Origin of the sequence: Nocardia sp. NBC_00881 (assembly GCF_045207455.1) — a bacterium.
In the GTDB taxonomy this organism is placed as follows: domain Bacteria; phylum Actinomycetota; class Actinomycetes; order Mycobacteriales; family Mycobacteriaceae; genus Nocardia.
The window spans coordinates 192722-210614 of record NZ_CP108798.1; the positions used below are offsets into that span (position 1 = coordinate 192722).

The 17893-nt window shown below is 64.4% G+C and carries 1 protein-coding gene (only partly in view); it reads left to right on the forward strand.

The genetic code is table 11. From position 1 onward, the window contains the following. Nucleotides 1-17884, forward strand: partial view of an ElyC/SanA/YdcF family protein gene (locus tag OH799_RS00465; RefSeq protein ID WP_406274080.1) — the 3' portion only. The gene continues 94412 nt to the left of window position 1, outside the view; the window shows 17884 of its 112296 coding nt (coding positions 94413-112296); the start codon falls outside the window, past its left edge; its stop codon occupies nt 17882-17884. Nucleotides 17885-17893: the final 9 nt, after the last annotated feature.

The window sequence follows — 17893 nt, forward strand, 5'->3', positions numbered from 1 at the left end:
CGTGCTCGATGACGATCCATCGACCGACAATGACGACGACGAAGTCGACAGCAGCAGTAGCAACACCGACGCTGCCGACTCGTTATCGGATGGCGCCGCTGACGCGCGACATAACGGCCCTGTGGCGATCGGAAGAACACCCGCCGCCCCGCAAGATCACCAGTTAGACCCGCCCCCCGATCCATCTCCCGACGCTCAGCGCGTCGAGGATGGAAAGGGGCCGGATAATCCGGCCTCTTTTGTGCAAGGCGCTGGCACCGGTGTCACCGAGAACTCACGCAAGATCCTCGCGTTCGCGATCGCCTTGGATTTCGCCTCCGGCGGCGTCCGGTCGTTGAACACCAACCTGCTCCGCACCCTGGCAGAACGGGGACACGAGGTGACCGTTGTCGTGGCTGCGGAGGTCCCTGGTGGTGTGTTGATCGATCCCAGCGGGGTGCGAGTGGTGGGTCTGCCATCCCACGAGCCGGACAGTTCCGTAGCGGCGCGGTTGTCAGCGGCACAGGCCGCCTTGTCGACCGACGACGAGTTCGACGTCGTCCTCGGTCATTCGAACGAACTCGGCGAGGCGTCGGCCGCGGCCGCAGCCGCATTCGGCTGCCCCTTTGTACATTTCAAGCACGAGGACTACGAGACGCTGAAGATGGTCGCGGGTGATCACCGCACGGGGCTCGAGCGTGAGCGGCACGAAATCGCCCTGGACGAGAAGGCGGCAGGAGTTGTCGCGGGCCGGACTTGGGATCGGACCGCGGTGGAACTGGAGACGGTTCTCGAGGAAGTGATCCGGCGTGCCGGGGCTGTGCACCGATCCGAGACCGTAGCCAGCGAAACCAGCGAAGTCGGTCCGGAGCGGGGAATCGGGGCCGCACTGCGGGCGGGGACGATTGGACCACGGGAGGCCGAGTCGCTCAGCATGGCACTGCGTCTGCCACCTCCGATGTTGTTCAACACCAGCGGTGGATCGGATGAAGACCCAAATCATGAACGAGAAGAACATGATTCGGAGGAAGGGGCGAATGCTGCCGAGTTCAGTAGCCCGGACCCGGCGGATACACCGCCAGCGGATCTGCTGGATCGGTTGGTCGCGGCGTTGCCGGAGGGCACTGACCTGTCCGATGTGGTGAAGGCGCCAGGCGATGGTGTCGTGTCACATGCCGAAACCGTGGCGGCAGTGGTCGTGCGATGGTGGTTCGGCCTGACCGCGACCGAGCAAGCGGTGGTGGCCGAGGAACATCCGGAGATCATTGGCAATCTGCCCGGTGTGCCGATCCCGATCCGGCACGACACCAACCTGACCGCGATGCGGCGCGAGCGTGATGCGCTGCTGCGGCTGTTCCCCGACGGGAAACGACCACGCTCCGGTCGGGCGCGAAAGCGGCAGTGGAGCAGGCTGTGTGAGCTCGACGAAATACTCTACATCATCGAAGAGTTCACCCAATGGGCGCGACGCGCCGGCCTGGTAATGCCCATGCCGGTACATGTGCTGAATTACATTCCGGGCGAAGACAGGGACAAGGTGGCTGTCATTGTCGGTAATCCGAACGCTCGTTCGCTGACCTGGATGTTGCCCAACATCGCGGGCAGCGGCGGGCTGGTGAGTTCTCTGGTCGGCGCGGCCGAGCACACCGAAGCAACCATACGGATGGCGCTGCCTGATGGTAGGCCGATCCCGTTGAGTTCGGATTTGACCGCGGCCACCATTGTGTCGCTCGACAACCGCGACCCACTCGGTTTCGGCGGCAAGCGTGGGCACACAACCGCAGGTGAGATTCTCGCCGGTGATGTCGTTGCCTTGACCGCAGCTCGGCGGCACACGAGGCAGTTCGACAAAGAGTTCACGGAACCGAAGAACTATCTTTTCGGCAGGAGATTCCGGGCTTTGAGTGTGGAGTTCGCGCGTCGGCACCTCGATCAGGCCGGCGGCGGGTACTACGAGAAGACAGTTTTCATAGAACCCACACCGATGCCGCGGTGCGCTTCCGATGATGTCTATCTGGCCATGACACCGTACGGTGATCCCATCCTGGAGGAGGCGGATCCGTTCTTCGGTTACCTCGACGCGGCGCGCTCCGTGCTGAAACCGGCGCAGGTGAATTTCGCGCGAATCGCCGCGGGCCGCTACGCGGAGGTGGTCTCGGACGAACTTCCTGCCGGATCGTTCAATGCCGCATTGGTTGGTAGGACGCTGCCGGTAATCGCCGCGTCGACTCAGTTCCGCCAGTCGGAAAGTCTCGGTCGTGTTCCCATCCTGGATTTGAAGTCCGGACAGTCGCTGATACCGCCGAACTACTTGTTGCCGACGGCGGTTCATCTATTCGGGATCAGCATCGGGGAGGATCTGCGGCTCGACCGGACAATCGGGTTGACCGCCATGCCGGGGGCGGAACTGGAAAAAGCTGTCGGCGCCCGATTCCAGCAGTTCAGCTCCCTGAACCAGCTGGCCTGGGAATTGCGGGATCTGGGCGACAAGGCGACGGCTCTGGTGGCGCTGCCGGCGCGGCGCTTTCCGTTGATCATGACCGTCCAGGGCAACGACGTGCTGGTCCGCCGACCAGAGACCGGGTTCGCGAACCGGCCTCTGGTATGGAGCGAGGGCATCGAGAGTGGGCCCGTCTTCGCGATACTCGCCGACTCGACCGGAAAGAAGTTGTGCCCTACCGCGGAATATCCCTCGAGGTTTGCGGGCGACATCCTCCTCGGACCGGCGTCCGGATTGGAACCCCTGCCACCGGCGATCGGGACCGTGGCGCTGCTCCTTCCTCGCGGCGAGGGCGAACCCGATGATCTCGTGTCCTTCGGTTCCGAACGCACACCGGCGGACTCGGCCGAGATCCGACACAGATTGCGGATGCGCGCCAGACGCCGCGACCTGCCTATGCCCGGCCCGCTGCACCCGGCCGAAATCGAAGCACTGCTCGGGTTCACCCGCGCCGAGCAGCAGACGATTCAGGAGGTCGCCGATGCGTTCGGTGTCGAACTGGCCTTCCGGGACGCCAATCCCTATGCGGGGCCGCTGCGCGACGGCGGAGGCGTGCTGCCGAAACCAGCGTGGCTGCACGTGAGCAGCCTCGACGCGCTGGACTGGATACTCGGCGCTGACAAACAACATCTCGGCAAGGTCGGCATCTACGAACCGCGCCTGCCTGAGTGGCTCGAACGCGAGGTCACGCCGGGTGAGTGGCAGGAGTTGACCAAACGCGCCGAGAAGCGGCTGGAGGAATGGGTCATGTGGCAGGCCGCGCCGCCGCCGGTCCCGGTGGACGTGCTGATCGGCCCGGATGGTGTGTTCCACATGGGGAACGACGACGGCGAGTTGTGCGTGATCGTCGCCGACATCGATGGGGCGGGTATTGGCGAGAGGGTCGAAATATCCAGTGGGACAGACGAATTGGAGTTCGTCCCGATCGAATATCCGATCCGCTACGACTTCATCCTGATGGTGCTCGCGGACCGGGGCATCGTCCAACACGGAATGGACACCCAGTGGCGCACCCGATCTGCCGCCGAAGCCGGGCTGAAAGAGCACGTACTGCGTTACAAGAACCCGTGGGTGACCGTATTCCGGCCGCAGCAGCCACCGCTGCGGAAACATCTGCGCCCCGACCGAGCGCGCTCGGTCGGTGACCTGCCGACACTGGAAGAACCCGCGCTCACGACCCGTGACTACCTGGCGCTCGGGCCCGGGGCAAGGCGGATCGAGGCGGCGTTGGAGAGTCTGCCCCCCGGTTGCATCGAGGAAATGGCACGCTTCACCGCGTATCGCACCAAGTGGCTCGGCCTGAAACCATGGCTGCTGTTCCAATCCCCGATCGGGCTGAACGGGCACTATTCCGGCTGGCTGCCGAATGTTTTCGGTGCGGAATGGCATCGGGACGGATTCGATGATTTCGACGCGGTCGCCGAATGGGTGATGAAGCACGGCGGGCTCGTGAACGTGGTGGCCGGACGGCCAGGGGCGGTGCGGGCCGACGAGCAGGAAGGTCACGGTTGGTCGTTCTACGCGGAAGGAGAGGGGCCCGACCGCGTGGTGTGGGTTCACGAGTGGACCGACAACCCCGACGAACTGCCCGACGACGCACGGGATCTCGGCGGGGGCGTCTACGAATATCGCTACGACAGCCGGACGCGCTGGCCCGACGTAGGGCGACTCGGCGGGATGGTGTACCTGGACGACGGCGCACCTGAGCTGGCCGTGGTCGACGGTGAAATGTCGAATGCCCAGCCGCGCAGGGACTTTCCGATCACGCGCATGGGGTCGGGGGCAGCCGTGTCCGGGAGTCCCGATGATGCCCCGGATCGTGCCGGCGTGCTCGAACTACTCGGAGCGGAACTCGAACGCGCGGTCGCCCAGCAGCGTGCCGCGGTGCACTGGCTGCAAAGCCGCCTGTGGCAGAACGGCGAACTCGGTTTGGCCGATGACACGTCGGTGCGGGCGGCCATCCTGGTCGAGGCCCATCGTGCGGACCCGGAAGCGTTCGAGCTGGCGATCGCGCATTTCGACATCGATGTCCGGGAGAGCGTGATGCGGCTGGTGGATCAGGACCGGGCGGGCTGGTCGGAGGGCGCGGGCGCGCACCTGCTGGCCTTTCGGATGGCCTCATGGATGCCGATGCTCGAGCCGGCCGGACAGGAGCTGGCTTTGCGCAGGGTCGCGCAACGGGTGGGATTCGATACGTTCCGGCGGGCGTACGAGCATTATCCGGAGTCGGCGCGACAATGGATCGAGAATCGGGTTCTATCCCCGTACGCTCCCGACTCGGAGTCGGCGACCGAGATGTTCCACGACACAGAGTTGTGGGAGGCCCGGCGGGACGCGATCACCGGGCTGTTCCTCGAGCTGTCCGGTGGGGCGATGCCGTCGCCGCCGCGGCGCGAGATGTGGGTCGACATCCTGCAGGGACCGGTGTGGTGGCCGGGTCCGTGGGCGGTCGCCTCGAGAAAGCTCGCCGACACTCATCCGGTGCACGCGCGTCTGCTCGAGCAATGGGTGGTCGGTCACCTGCTGTATCGGGAGATCGCCGCGCGATCCGAGCTGGACGTGGTCGAGGTGCGTCGGATCCTGGACGAGGCCATAGTGCGGATGCACACATTGCTGGCCGATGCGAGCTCCGCGCCGCCGGTCGAGACCGATCTGATCAGCGATGCTCTAGATGGTGCCGAGCTCAATGAACTCGACGCGGTCTTGATGTTTCTGCAACAGCGCCAGGTCGACAGCGCCGCCGAGCCGACGACGGCCACCGCCGAGCGGCTGGAACTGCTCGGCTTCCCGCCCGAACACCAGAGCACCATCCAGCAGGTCATGGAAAACCACGGTATAGGGAGTGTATGGACGCTCGGGAGCAGCGAATGGTTCGGCTCTCAACAAGTCCATCCCCTGTCCACCGGCATCGATATCGAGGAAATCGGTATCCTCGACTGCCTGCTGGGTGCACCGTGGTGGAAGCTGGGTCTGGTCGGAATATTCGAACCGCGGGAACCCGCCCTTCCCGATGGATTGAACCTGGAACAGCGATCACAGATCTTGCCCCTGCTCTACGAGCGATTCGAGTACCGCAGGCGGGAGTGGTTGCGCTATCAACACGGCTACCTGGATGAGCACAACCAATCCCTGGATTTCGACGAGCACTTCATCTTGCACGGCATCGACGCGCAGGGGCGTCGACGACCCGTCACTCGAAGCCCGGAACTGGTCGGGTTGACGCGACCGGACGGAACACCGATTCGCGACCAGAAGCAGATGCAGCGCGTGTTCGCGGATCTGTCGCATGCGGGCGTGCTGGCCAGCGGTGCGACGGGTGCGGCATGCAATCCGTACAACCGTGGCGACACGCGGCGGACGGTTCACTTCGTCGCCGGTGCGCAGCCCGAGCTCGCGACCGCGCCACGGCCGCCGGAAGGCTGGTCCAGCGTGCCATTCGACGGGGTGCCCTCGATCACGGTCGTGCGGGCCCGATCCGAGCAGCTCGCGCCGTGTTACGCGCTGAGCCGCAGGGAGCAAGAAATCCACGACAAAGGGTTGCCGGAATTCGGCCCGATGCTGGACCGATCGACCGAAGGCGGTGCTGGGCCGGACCCCCACGGGAAGCTCTATCATTTCGCCGACGAGACCACCTGCGTATTCCGTTCGGCCGCGGCTACCTGGCCGTCGCATGAAGGTGGTCCCGAATTGTTTCTGGCCGTTCGTGACGTCGGCTACTCATGGATTCACGAATATCTTGCTGAACGCGTCGAGCAATACACCGGTCTTCCCATCAGCACCCTGTGGTTTTCGGAGGACGGATGGGGCGCGCTCACCGAAATGCCAGAGCGTCTCGACGACCGCGATGTGTCGGACTTCCCGGTCGAGTACTGCAATGCCAGAGCCCTGGGTGATTTCGTCGCCGGACTGCTGATCGGCCCGGACGGTCGAGGTTTGTGCCTGCCGCCTGCGGAGTTCCCGCTGGATTCCGTTCCCCAGGTGCGATCGGATTTCGTCGCTGATGCGATCGGCCGACCGATGGATGCCGGCACGCTGCGGGCGGGGCGTGCCATGCGGGCTGAACTGGCGGCCCGATTGGCAGCGATCCGGACCGATGACGGCGAATCCGTCGAACGGTCCGCCATCGAACTCGCCGTCGAGCGTTTGGACGCGGTGCTTCGCGACGGCATGATCACTACGGAGGCGTGGCCGGAATTCCTCCGCAGGCTCCCCCTTCCGCTGGCGCCAGGCGGCGGGAATGTCGCGAGGCTCGAGCGGATCATCGATCGTGTGGTGCGCCCGGTGCGCCCGCTCGGGCTGCTGACCGAGACCGTCGCCGACGAGTGCTACGGCATCCCAGGAGAATTGCGACAGCAATGGAAACTGGCCTTGGCGGAGCTGTCGCGAAGCATCGGGCAGCCGATCGAAGCTTGGCTGTGCCCGATGAACGCGGCCGGATCCGCGGCGCTGCGGGAAGGAACGGGCTACCCCAAGCAACGCGATGTCAAATACAAGAGCCTGGACTACCTCGACCTGCTGCTGTGCCCCGACCTGACACGTGCCGACCTCGGCAAGGTGTTCTGTTACGAAGCCGGCCCGATACCCGAGGGTTTGGCGCCGGAATCGGAATACTACAAAATCCTGCGCCGCCGTCGGGAAGAACGGGTGCGAGACCGGCGGGATGCTTTGGCGCGCACGGACCTACGGCTGGGGCAACGTGGTGAGGTCTTCGTTATCGGCCAGGACGGAACGCTCAGACAACAGCGTCTCGACGCGGACCTGTACGGGCTGTTCTTCCGCGGGGGTGCAGATATCGAGGACCCGGCTCTGTTGGCGCACTGCCTGAACTTCCTTGCCGAACGTGGCCTGATCCAGCATGGAGGCATCAGAGACTGGGACGCCCGCAGTCATGAGCAACGGGCACTGGCGCAAAAGTTCCGCCACGACGGGGGCGAGCACCTCATGCGGATCGCGTCGGGTGAGCCACTGTGCGGGGTGCGTGGCCTGCCGCCGTCAGCGTGGACGTGGCGTTCGCTGGTTGTGGAATCCGACCACGACGGTATACCGAGGTTCTCGGTGCACCCCGGCATTTCGAATCGGGGCCGGAAAGGGCCGGCGGCCGATGCACTTGCCCGGCGGCGCGGACTCGAAGCGGCGCAACACCCGCCGCAGGAGTCGACGACTGAGGCCGACGGTGATGTTTCCGCCAGGGCCGATACGGACCCAGTCCTGCGCTATGCGTGGATCCGCTTCGGGCGCATGGTCCGCAGTCGAGTCACCACTGTCGTCGAGGATTGGCTCGATATGTGGCCCGACACTGATCCAGTCCGCGAGAGCGCCAGGGACACCGTGGATGACATTGTTCGGCTGATCACCGCGCGGGCACACGCCGAGGTTGCTCAAAATTCGGCGCTGCTAGGCGATTCGGTCTGGATGGACACCCTGACCGAGGATCTGCTGGCCGAGTACCAGGACTTCTGGCTGTGCCGTACCGCGCTCGCCGAATTCCTCACCGACTTCGTGCGCCTGGGCGCGGCCGATCCGCGGGTGCGCTGGGCCCGGCGGCTGACCTTGGCGCAGTGGAAATCGGCGGTACGGCGTTGCTCAACCCGGTCCCGGTCCCTGGCTCTCAACTCGCTGTATCCCGGTGCCCTGGATCTGCTGCTGTCCAGGGCGCGATCCGCGAATATCGCTGATTACCTGGGAATTCCCGATGCGCGGGCGGAACGGCTCGTGTATGAGGCCGTCCTGGAATTGGCCGACCATGTCATGGCCGTAGCCGCTGATCAGGGAGCTACAAGGCTCGATCCGGTATCCAGGGATGTGGCGCCGGACCCCGGCCTGGAAGACGCCGTACTGGCGGACGAATGGGCTACCCGGTTCGGCAGCGGGGACACCCGGGAGACGGAGCTGGCCGCCTCGGCGGCGCAGGGCGATGAACGGGCGTTCGAACAATTGTGGGCAGGCGTCGAAACGCAGGTGTACGAATATGTGTATCGCCGTCTCAATGCTGAATTCGGTCCGGGGCAGTCGGACAGCGAGCAGATCCGGCGTGAGTTGCTCGCGGAGATCCGCGAGAACTGCCGTCGCGAAATCTCGGCCATGCAGCCGCGGGAATTCGGCCAATGGCTGAGCAGTCACGCCGTCCGCCGACTGCGAGATTATTTCGGTTGGCGAAACTTCCGGCGCCAGGTCGCGGTCCGATACGCCACCACCCTTCGCGTCGAATCCGAACACCCGCTGGTGCGTGCGGTTTACCAGGCCGGCGAGCAACGACTGCGAGACGTGCTCGAGAATTTCACGGACAAGCCGATTCTCCGAGAGATCCTGCTGCTGCGAATGCGCTACCGATTCTCGATCGAGCAGACCGCGAGCTGGTTTGAGGTGCCGATTCAGCTCGTCGACGGCCTCGAAAACGAAGCTGTCCGTTTCTTTGTCGAACATTTCACCGACTCCGTAGTGCCGGAGAGCGCGCCGCCGGAAGGTCGCGGCGGTCACGTCGAGATGTTGGACCAATTCGTGGTCGATGTGCTCACCACCACCGAGCGCGAATCCGAGTTCGTCGACGAGGAGCGTCGCGATACGGTCACCATGCTGGATGTTCTGCTCGGGGCTGATCCAGCCGACCTCGGCCTGGCGAGGATCTTCCAACCGTCCCTGCCGGAGCGTCCATTCCAGCCATCTTGGATGTCCGAGACACAGTGGGCAAACATGTGGTCCCAACTGCGATTTCGATGCGCGTACCGGTGGACGCAATGGCAGCAGCACAGTTCTGAGCGGCAGGCTGGGGCCGGCGCAGAGGCCGCGCACCCGGCACCGGGTACGTTCAGTGCCGAGCGATTTCGGGATCTGATTCTGGCGCAGTATCTGTCCGAGGACAGCGGCACGGAATCCCTCCCACAAGCACAGGTGCTCGTGGATGCCTTCCCGGATGTGGTGAAAGTCGCTCTCGGAGCATTGGATGCCGACCAGCTCCGCGTAGTCGATCGAATATTCGGCTGGAGGCCGCGAGCGGATCAGGAGGTCGTGGAATCGTTCGACCCGAGCCCGGATCTGCGGCGCACCGTGCTGCTCGAACTGGTGAGGCTGCTGGCTCCGTGGCCGACCGGCCAACTGGCGGGTGATGAGGCGAGGATCGCACGGGCCGATCGGCGAGCATTGCAGGTCGTGTTCTCGGGTATCGATAACGACTTCCTGAGGCGGTATGCGCACCTGCGCTTCGGCGATGGGGAGTCGCTTGCTGAAATCGCCCTCGGCATGGGCATTTCGGTGGCCGCGGTGGAAGAGCTCGCGGCGGACGTCCAACCTGAACTGGCGGCCAGGTTGCCCGAGGCGCTCGCGTTGCACGAGCAGGCCGCGATGGCCTTGACGGCCATGTTGGGGACCGGTATCGCCGATCCGGATCGGGACCACGTCGAGGATTGGGATTCGCTCGTCTCCGCGCTGTGGCATCGATCCGAGTCCCACACGGCGCTGGTCGACGCGGAGGCTTTGGCGCGGCGGTGGGCGGTACTGCCCGAGGCGCAGCGAGATGCGGTGGCGGCGCTCTATCCAGAGGTCGTTCTCGCTATAGATCCGATCCCCGGGGAGGCGAACGTGTCCGCACTCGAGCGGATCGTCGTCGGGCAGCGTGCGGCGGCCCGATGGGTGCGTCGGTTCCTTACCGACTTCGGTGTGGATGGAAGCTCAGCACCGGACGAACTGTATGCCGCGCTTCAGGCCGCGCGTGCCGCTAACCCTGTGCTGTTCGACCTGCATACCGAGGATCTACTCGCGCCGCTATGGGTGCCAGACCGTTCAGGGCAGATCAAGCCAGGGTTGGTCGCCGCGCTGTGGGCGCAACCCGGTAGCCGGATCGCTGTGCAGTGGCGCAAGTGGCCGGCCGCGCTTGCTCACGTCATGCGCGCGATCGGTACCGACGCCTTCCAGGAAATCTACGCACACTACCCGCAGGGGATTCGATCAGCCTTGGGCAAGGCGATTGCGCGACGTCGTTTCGACGACCAGCCGCCATGGTCGAAGGGGATCGTCAAAGAGGACATCATTTCGGTGAAGTCGTTGGCGTATATCGGTATTCACCGTCTATACACTGAATTGTCCGGTGGGGCTTATCCAGAGCCGCGGGAACGTTCAGCCTGGATCGAAGTCGTTTCTTGCGCCTGGAATTCGAGATCTGGGCCTTGGTCCGGTGCCCGATGGGATGACGCGCTGGCTCGGCTCGCCGAGATCGCTCCCAGACAGGCGGAGTTCCTCCAGCAGTGGCTGATCGACGGCCAGTTGCCGTGCGAGATCGGCCGTGCTCGTGGGCTCGACGCCACCGCCGTGCGAGAACTACATCGAGCCGCGGTCGCCGGCATGTATGGGGTCCTGATCGGAAACCCCACTGCGGAGCGGGTGGAAGCGTCCGGACGCCGGCCGGAGTGGCGCCGTAGGCAGCAGCGCTTCGGCCGGGCAATCCGCGCCTGGGTTGAGTCAGGGTCATCAGCGTTGTGGCTGCTGGGCGATCTGACGGGCGATTCTTCGTTGCAGTCGGACCTACGCGAGCGCGGCAAGTTCGAGCTGGTTACCGCCGAATCGGAGAAGCGGACGACGGGGCGGGCCCGGAGTTATTCGTCGCTCGACGAACTCGCATGCTGGCTCGAAAGTCAAGGGCATTCCGCGGCGGCGGTGGTGACGACGGGTGTGCCCGGTGACGAGGTCGGTGACCACTATCTGCTGGAGAATGATCAGGGCCGCATCGTCATGCACCCGACCACCGACGTTCCGGCCACCGTGGTGCCACCGAGGATCCGGGCTCGGCCCGGCGTAATCGAGGCCATCCCGGTCCGGCCTGGCGGCCGAATGCACCATCGGGCCGATGATCTGGCCAAGCGTGACCGCGATCCGGTGTCTCGGCTCGAGATCATCGTCGACCTGGGAAGGCCGGGCCCCTGGACCCGCGCCATCCAGGACAAATTCCTCGCCGCGATGCGCCTCGGCGTCGACGGTGTCGCCGTCGAAATCGGTACGGCCGACGACGTCGAGGCATTGGCGCGGATGAGCGCGTGGGCGCTGACTTTCGGTTGGGGTGGTGCATTCGTAGGGCACTTCGTCTTGACCGAGGGCACGGACTACAGACGAGAGGCGAAGAAACCGATCCCGCGGACTGACAATCCACCGCGGTTGGAGATGAGGCTTCTGGTGAAAAGGACGGTCGGCATCCTCGAGAGTTTCGAGCACCGCTACCGACTTGGCAGTTCGGACCGCGAATACTCGGCGCGCATCAAGGAACTTCTCTCGCCCAACGGCCAGCTAGTCACCCTTCGGCAATCGAATGATGACGATCCTGACCGGGAATGCTGGTCGGGCGGCCAACTCATCGGATTGGTCACCGCGAATCCACAGTCGTTGCGCGAGGAGATGAGCCGATGGGCTATGGAATTGCCGGCGGCGGCTCCGGTGCCCTATCGGATTCCTGGTGTGTCGGGTGTCGCCGCCGCGCCGAAATCGGGTGCGGGTGGTGTTGGCGCGGCGCTTTCTCTTGTCGCACAGCGTCACCCGGGGGCGTCCATTGATCTTGCCGGTGCCGGTCCGGTGATGTCGCTGGGCGAGTTGGAGACGCGTGGGCGTAATCGTGCGAGGCATGTCCTCGGTCCGTGGGCTGCGGCCGAGAACTTGCGAGACAGTGCGATCGGTGCCACGACGCTGCTGCTCGGCCAGCACAACGGGCCGATCGATCGGTACGGGGTCGCGACCGAGCCGTACGTTATGACGGTCGCGGACCTAGGAAACGGTCCCGAAGTCACGATCACTGAACCAGGCGCGGCGGAGCCGATGCCGTACGACGTGTGGGTCCAGCAACCGCGGGCAGTGACGATGTGGTGGGAAATGTGCTGGAATCCGGACGATTCGGCCGAGCTCCCGGCGGAGTTGTTCGGCCCCGGCCCGATCCGTCCGATCTCGCTGATCGGCCCCTCTAGTCCAGTAGACGGAGAACTGGGCAACGAGGATGCGACGGTGGCCGCCGCCGACGAGATCGATGGGGTCGACACCGGCGTAGTGGATGGCCTGATTGCCCGTGGTGAAGGGCAGGGCACTGGCCCGCGGTATCGGGACCCCCATCATCGTATGGAGGGCCCACCGGATCTGAGTCGTTTGGGGAATATGGGCGCGGTACCGCGCCCAGATAATCGGCCTCCGCGGCGTGGGCCTGGTACCGGCGGTGCGCCGAGCAACCCACTGCCGAGCTCCCGTGATCCCGAACCATTGCTCGAGCAGTTGCTGGTTCTGCTTCCCGACCGTGACTGGGTACACGGCCTGATCGAAACAGCTCCGGGTGCTCTCGAAGCCGTACCGACCTCCGCCGAGACAGTGCGGATCGTGGAACGGTGGTGGGAACAACTCGGAGACGCCGGACAGGCGGTGATGATCGAGAGGTATCCGACCTTGATCGGCAATCTGCCGGGTGTTCCGATTTCTGTACGGTACGACGTGAATTTCAGGCAGCTGTGTCGAAAGTATGCCGAGGTGCACGCGCAATATCTCGAGGTACAAGAGCGCTCCTCGATCATTCAAGTGGAGCTGCTGGCGCGTAAATCGGATCTGCAATCAGCGATCTATTCGCTGCGCTGGAATGCCAGCAGTGATTCCGGGCGGCTGCCGGCGCCAGCAGGTCTGGTCTCGTACCTTTCTGATGACCACGGCGATCTAATGGTGGTGCTCGTCGGAAGTCTCTTTGCGCAATCGCTGACGTGGTACCTTCCGCCGAACGCCGCCACCTTCCTGCATTTGGCCTCGGGTGTGCACGATATGCGACGGCATATCGAGGCGACTGTGCTGACCGCTCTGCCGACTGGCAGACTTCTTCCACTCGAGTCGGACCCGACCGCTGCTGCCGTCCTACTGGTCGACAACCGCCACCGCGGTTCGATCAATCCGCGTAGTCGGTTGGCCACCGGATTGATTCGATATGTCGACGAAATCATGGCAATTCGCGCCACCAGTGCCGATCCGGCGACAATGCCGAAGAACTACTGGTTGGGTTGGGGGGCCGGTGCCGCGGTCGTGCACGCGGCGCTGCGGCGCCTGGACACAGCGAACAGTGCGGTGTGTGAGAAGGCGATCCTCATCGACGCGGGGCCGGCGGCCCGGCTGGCCTTCCGTAGATCCGACGACGTATATCTCATTTCGGGTGTAGGCCGTTCGAGAGATCCCTTCGGATTCTCTGACGACGACTTGCGGATCCTCAAACCCTCGCAGGCGACCATCTCACGCATCGTCGGAGACCGCTACCCTGGGGTCGGCGTTGAACCAACAGGTACAGAAGAGGTTTCGTTTGTCGAGGTGTCCCGGCTGCCTGGATCGGACGGCGTAGCGGAAGTCTTTCCGCCCAACTATCTGGTGCCTATGGCCGTGTATCAGTTCGGGGCGTTGATCGGCCGCGAATTGCGATTCGAACGAGAAATCGGAATGACCGGCGCCGATGAGGAGGAACTGGAGGAGGTGGTGGGCGGGCGCCTGCGTCCGTTCGATTCCTACGAGAGCGTGATCGAACACCTGCTGGAGCTGGCACATTCGGATCGTCGGAGAAATCCGTGGGGCTCACCGTCTGCTTTGCTGCTCGGACAAGATGCGCACGGCGTCGGCCATTTGGTGTGCATGACCGTTGCTGGTGACAATATCCGCATCAGCTCCGCCAAGAGTGCGATGCGGATGCGTTCTTATCGACCGGACCAGTTGCCCCGGGTCGAGTGGCTGGCGGCGATCGTGGCGGACGACGCGGGCGAACTGACCCATCCGGTGTCCGAATGTGCACCGATGCCGCGTTCAGAGGTTCTGATCGGTCCCGACGTCACCGCCCGTCGCTGGCCGTTCCCAGTGCGGGGTTCTGTGCTGGTGGTCCGCCCCGATCCGGAAACGGACTCGGGCGGAGACGAATCCACCGAAAACGCCGAGCGGTCGCCCAGCGAATTCGAAGAGATTCGCCGTGTACTGGACGCATTCTTCGACCCGCGCGACCACGACTACGTGGGACCGGTGACACCCGCCGATCTCGAAACCAAATACGGTATCGCGGTCGAGGAACAGGAAAAGATCCAGAACTGGCTCGACCGCCTCGGGAGCTATCAGCTGGCCGTTTGGGATGCCAATCCGGATGCCGCGCGATTGCGTGCCGAGGGGAAGTGCATTCCGAAACCGGCCGGGCTGTACATGAAAACACTGGATCGGCTGGACTGGATACTGGGCGCTGATAGACAGCATCTCGGAAAGCTGGGCATATACCTGCCGCGGCTACCGATGTGGTTGCGGCCGTACGTGACACCGGAGCAGTGGTCGGCGTTGGAGAAACGCGCCGAGGTCCGTCGCGGCGAATACGTCATGTGGCTCGACTCTCCGCCGCCGGTACCGGCCGACGTAGTGATCGGCCCGGGCAACGTACTTTATATGTGCAACGACGACGGGGAATGGTTGCCGGTCTGCTCGGACATCGACGGGGCTGAATTCAAGGTCCTCGACGGGCTCGGGCGCGAACTCGACCCTGTCGACTACGACGCGGTGATGCTGATCCTGAACGAAATGGGTCTGTTCCAGCACGGTGCGACCGCAGGGTGGCTGGCTCGGACCCCGCCGGAGGCAGCAGTCAAACGTCAAGTGCTCAGCAAGCAGACTCGGATGACGGTTTTCCGTCCGGGCCAGCCGCCGCGTCGCGAACGCAGCCCCCGGCCCGAGGAAGCACGCTCCCTCGGTGACCTTCCCACACTGACCGATACGGGCCTGACCAGCCGCGCCTATCTCTTGTTCGCGGGGAGTAGCCCTACGGATACGACAAACCAGCCGACCGGCAGGAGCCCGGATGCGCTACTGGGGATCGCGCCGCCGCGGGCCTTCGGTCGGCCTGCCCGGCTGTTCTCCGGACATCCTCCGTCTCGAGGGGATTCCGAGACAGGCACTCGTTCGGACGGCGAGCAGCAGAACGACGGTGTCTCCGAACGAGATCAGGCAGTCGAGGCACTCAGGACTGCGTTGGTCCGGATCGCAGTTCCGCTGCGTAACGCGTTGGAGACGATGCGGAGGGTAATCATCGACTTCTATGGCCCGAACGGTGGTGCCGGCCACGCCGCGCTGCGAGATGCCTATACTCGAGACCCCGACGCAGTCTTACTGGTCGCCGAGTTGATGCCGGAGGAAGATCGGGAGCGATTCCAGGCATTCCTAGCCGGGGACGCGGATACGTCCCCCCTGTCCTTCGCCTCGACCGTGTTTACCTACCTTCCGTCGAGCGCCGCCCTGACCGTGAATGCGAGGTTCGCGGAGCATGTTGTCGCGGCACTGATCGATCAAGTCGGCCCGGACCCGATTCGTGTCGTCCTGCGCGACTATCCGGCGGATCTGCGAATGATGCTGGAATTGCTGGTATTTGGGGCAGCCCGCGACGCCGAGTCGGAGGCGACTATCCGGTCCGCGATCGAGGAAGGCTCGGTGTGGAACAACCCGTTCGTCCACCTTTTCACCGAACTCACCGGCGGCAGCACTCCGTCGGTGGACGAACGAACTGCGTGGGACGAAGTCTGCCGAAATGCCTACGATCGCACGGGAAAGTGGCGAGAGGGTCTGCTCGAACTCGATGAAATCGACCAGGAGGCAGTCGATTTCCTGGTCGAGTGGCTGTTCGCCAACCGTCTTCCTCGAGAATTAGCGCAGGAGTGGGAACTGGAGACCGAGGAGATCCGGGACCTGCATCACCGTGCCATGGTTCAGATGGACCGGCTGTTTGTGAATTGGCGGCCCGAGTCGGAGCGCAGAGGCGAAGAGCTGTCGGCTCAGCCGATGACGACGGGCGAACGGGCCCTGCACCGCGGTGAGCCGATCGACTTCGCCTGGCTCCATACCGGCCGCAGGGTCGCGCATCGGATCATGTGGTTCGCGCACAATCCTGGCAAGCCCTACCTGTTCACCCGGCTCGCCGCTCGCGGCGAGGAGCCGCCGCCGAGGTTCGCGCCCCTGGCGATGCGGGATATCGGCATGCATCGAGTGGACTGCAATCTGCTCGGCTATGGTGTGACACCCGTTGCGACGCCGTACTATTTGTCAGAGTATGCGGCGTGGGGAGTGCTCACCGAGCTGCCCGCCGGTGCACTTCCGCCCAAGCTGTTGGCTGGCGAAATGACCGATCCAGCGCCCCTGGCGCGCTTCCTCGATCCTGTATATCGACAGCAGATGTTCGTGCTGTTCTGTCTCACACGGGTCTGCGGCGGGATGTCGATGAACATGGGTGCTGACCAGCGGACGCCCACCTTTCCCTATGTGCCGTTCATTCCGGCCGACGACGGTGCGGAGCCTCGATACGCGCAATGGGCCGATTTCGTCCAGATGGGGTTGCGGCAGCCGCTGCTGCCCGAGGTGCTGGAACCGTTGCTGGAGATCGATCCTGACGAGTTCGCGGCAACGCTGCGTCAGACGGGGCTTCCAGAAGATCTCACGCCGCCTACAGAGGATGAGATCGCCGACGCCGTGCGTCTTTTGGAAGAAATCCAAGACCATGGGATGGTCACGGGCACCGCATGGCCGGAGCTCGAGCAACTGATCCCTACGGCGGTGACCGACCTTCCCCCCGCGGCGGACCTGCGGACGATGGCGGTGCACTGGCGGTCGCAGGTGGACTACGACTATCCCCTGGGTGCGCTCAATGCGGCGGAGCTCGAATGTTATTACGGCGTGACCTGGGAATTGGCGCGGGACCTCCAGCGTGCCGCCGACCTCGAGGGCGTCGTCATCGGCATTCGGCCGATGAACCCGTGGGCAACCGGGCAGCTGCGATTCGGGCGCACCCGGCCGAAACCACAGAGTGTCAAAGACAAGTCGTCCTCGAACGAGGATGTCGCACTCGGCCGTCGGCCGAGTTTGATCGGCCTCGTCCTGGCTGGTGAACCGATGCTGCCGTCGGCGCTCCCCACCGACCCGGCCGCTCGGAACAGGTTGTTCACGCGTTACGAACGGCGCATGAGCGAGTGGCGTGCCGCATGCGCGAGACCGGATCTGACCATCGACGAACACCAGGTTGTGCGTCTGGAGGGGGAGAACGAACCCGTCGGACCCGACACCGACCTCTACGAGCTGCTGCTGCCCCCGGACATGACCCCCATCGACGATCCATCCACCTACGAGCGGATACTGACGAGACTGAGACTGGTGCACGGTCTTCCGATCGAGCATGGAGCGCTTCGCCAGTGGGATCCGAAGGACACCAAGGGATTTGAGCTCAAATTGCGACTCATGGAGGACCACGAGCCCGGCGGGGTGCCGATTGTCCGATTCATACCGGGTGAGGAACGCGCGTGGGCGGTATCCGGGGTGATGGCCGACGAAGGTATAGCTGTCGGTGATATGCCGCCGGAGGTCATGGCCATGCCGATCGGTGCGCTCGCGCCGGGAGTGCGTCGGCCGTAGAGCAGTCGA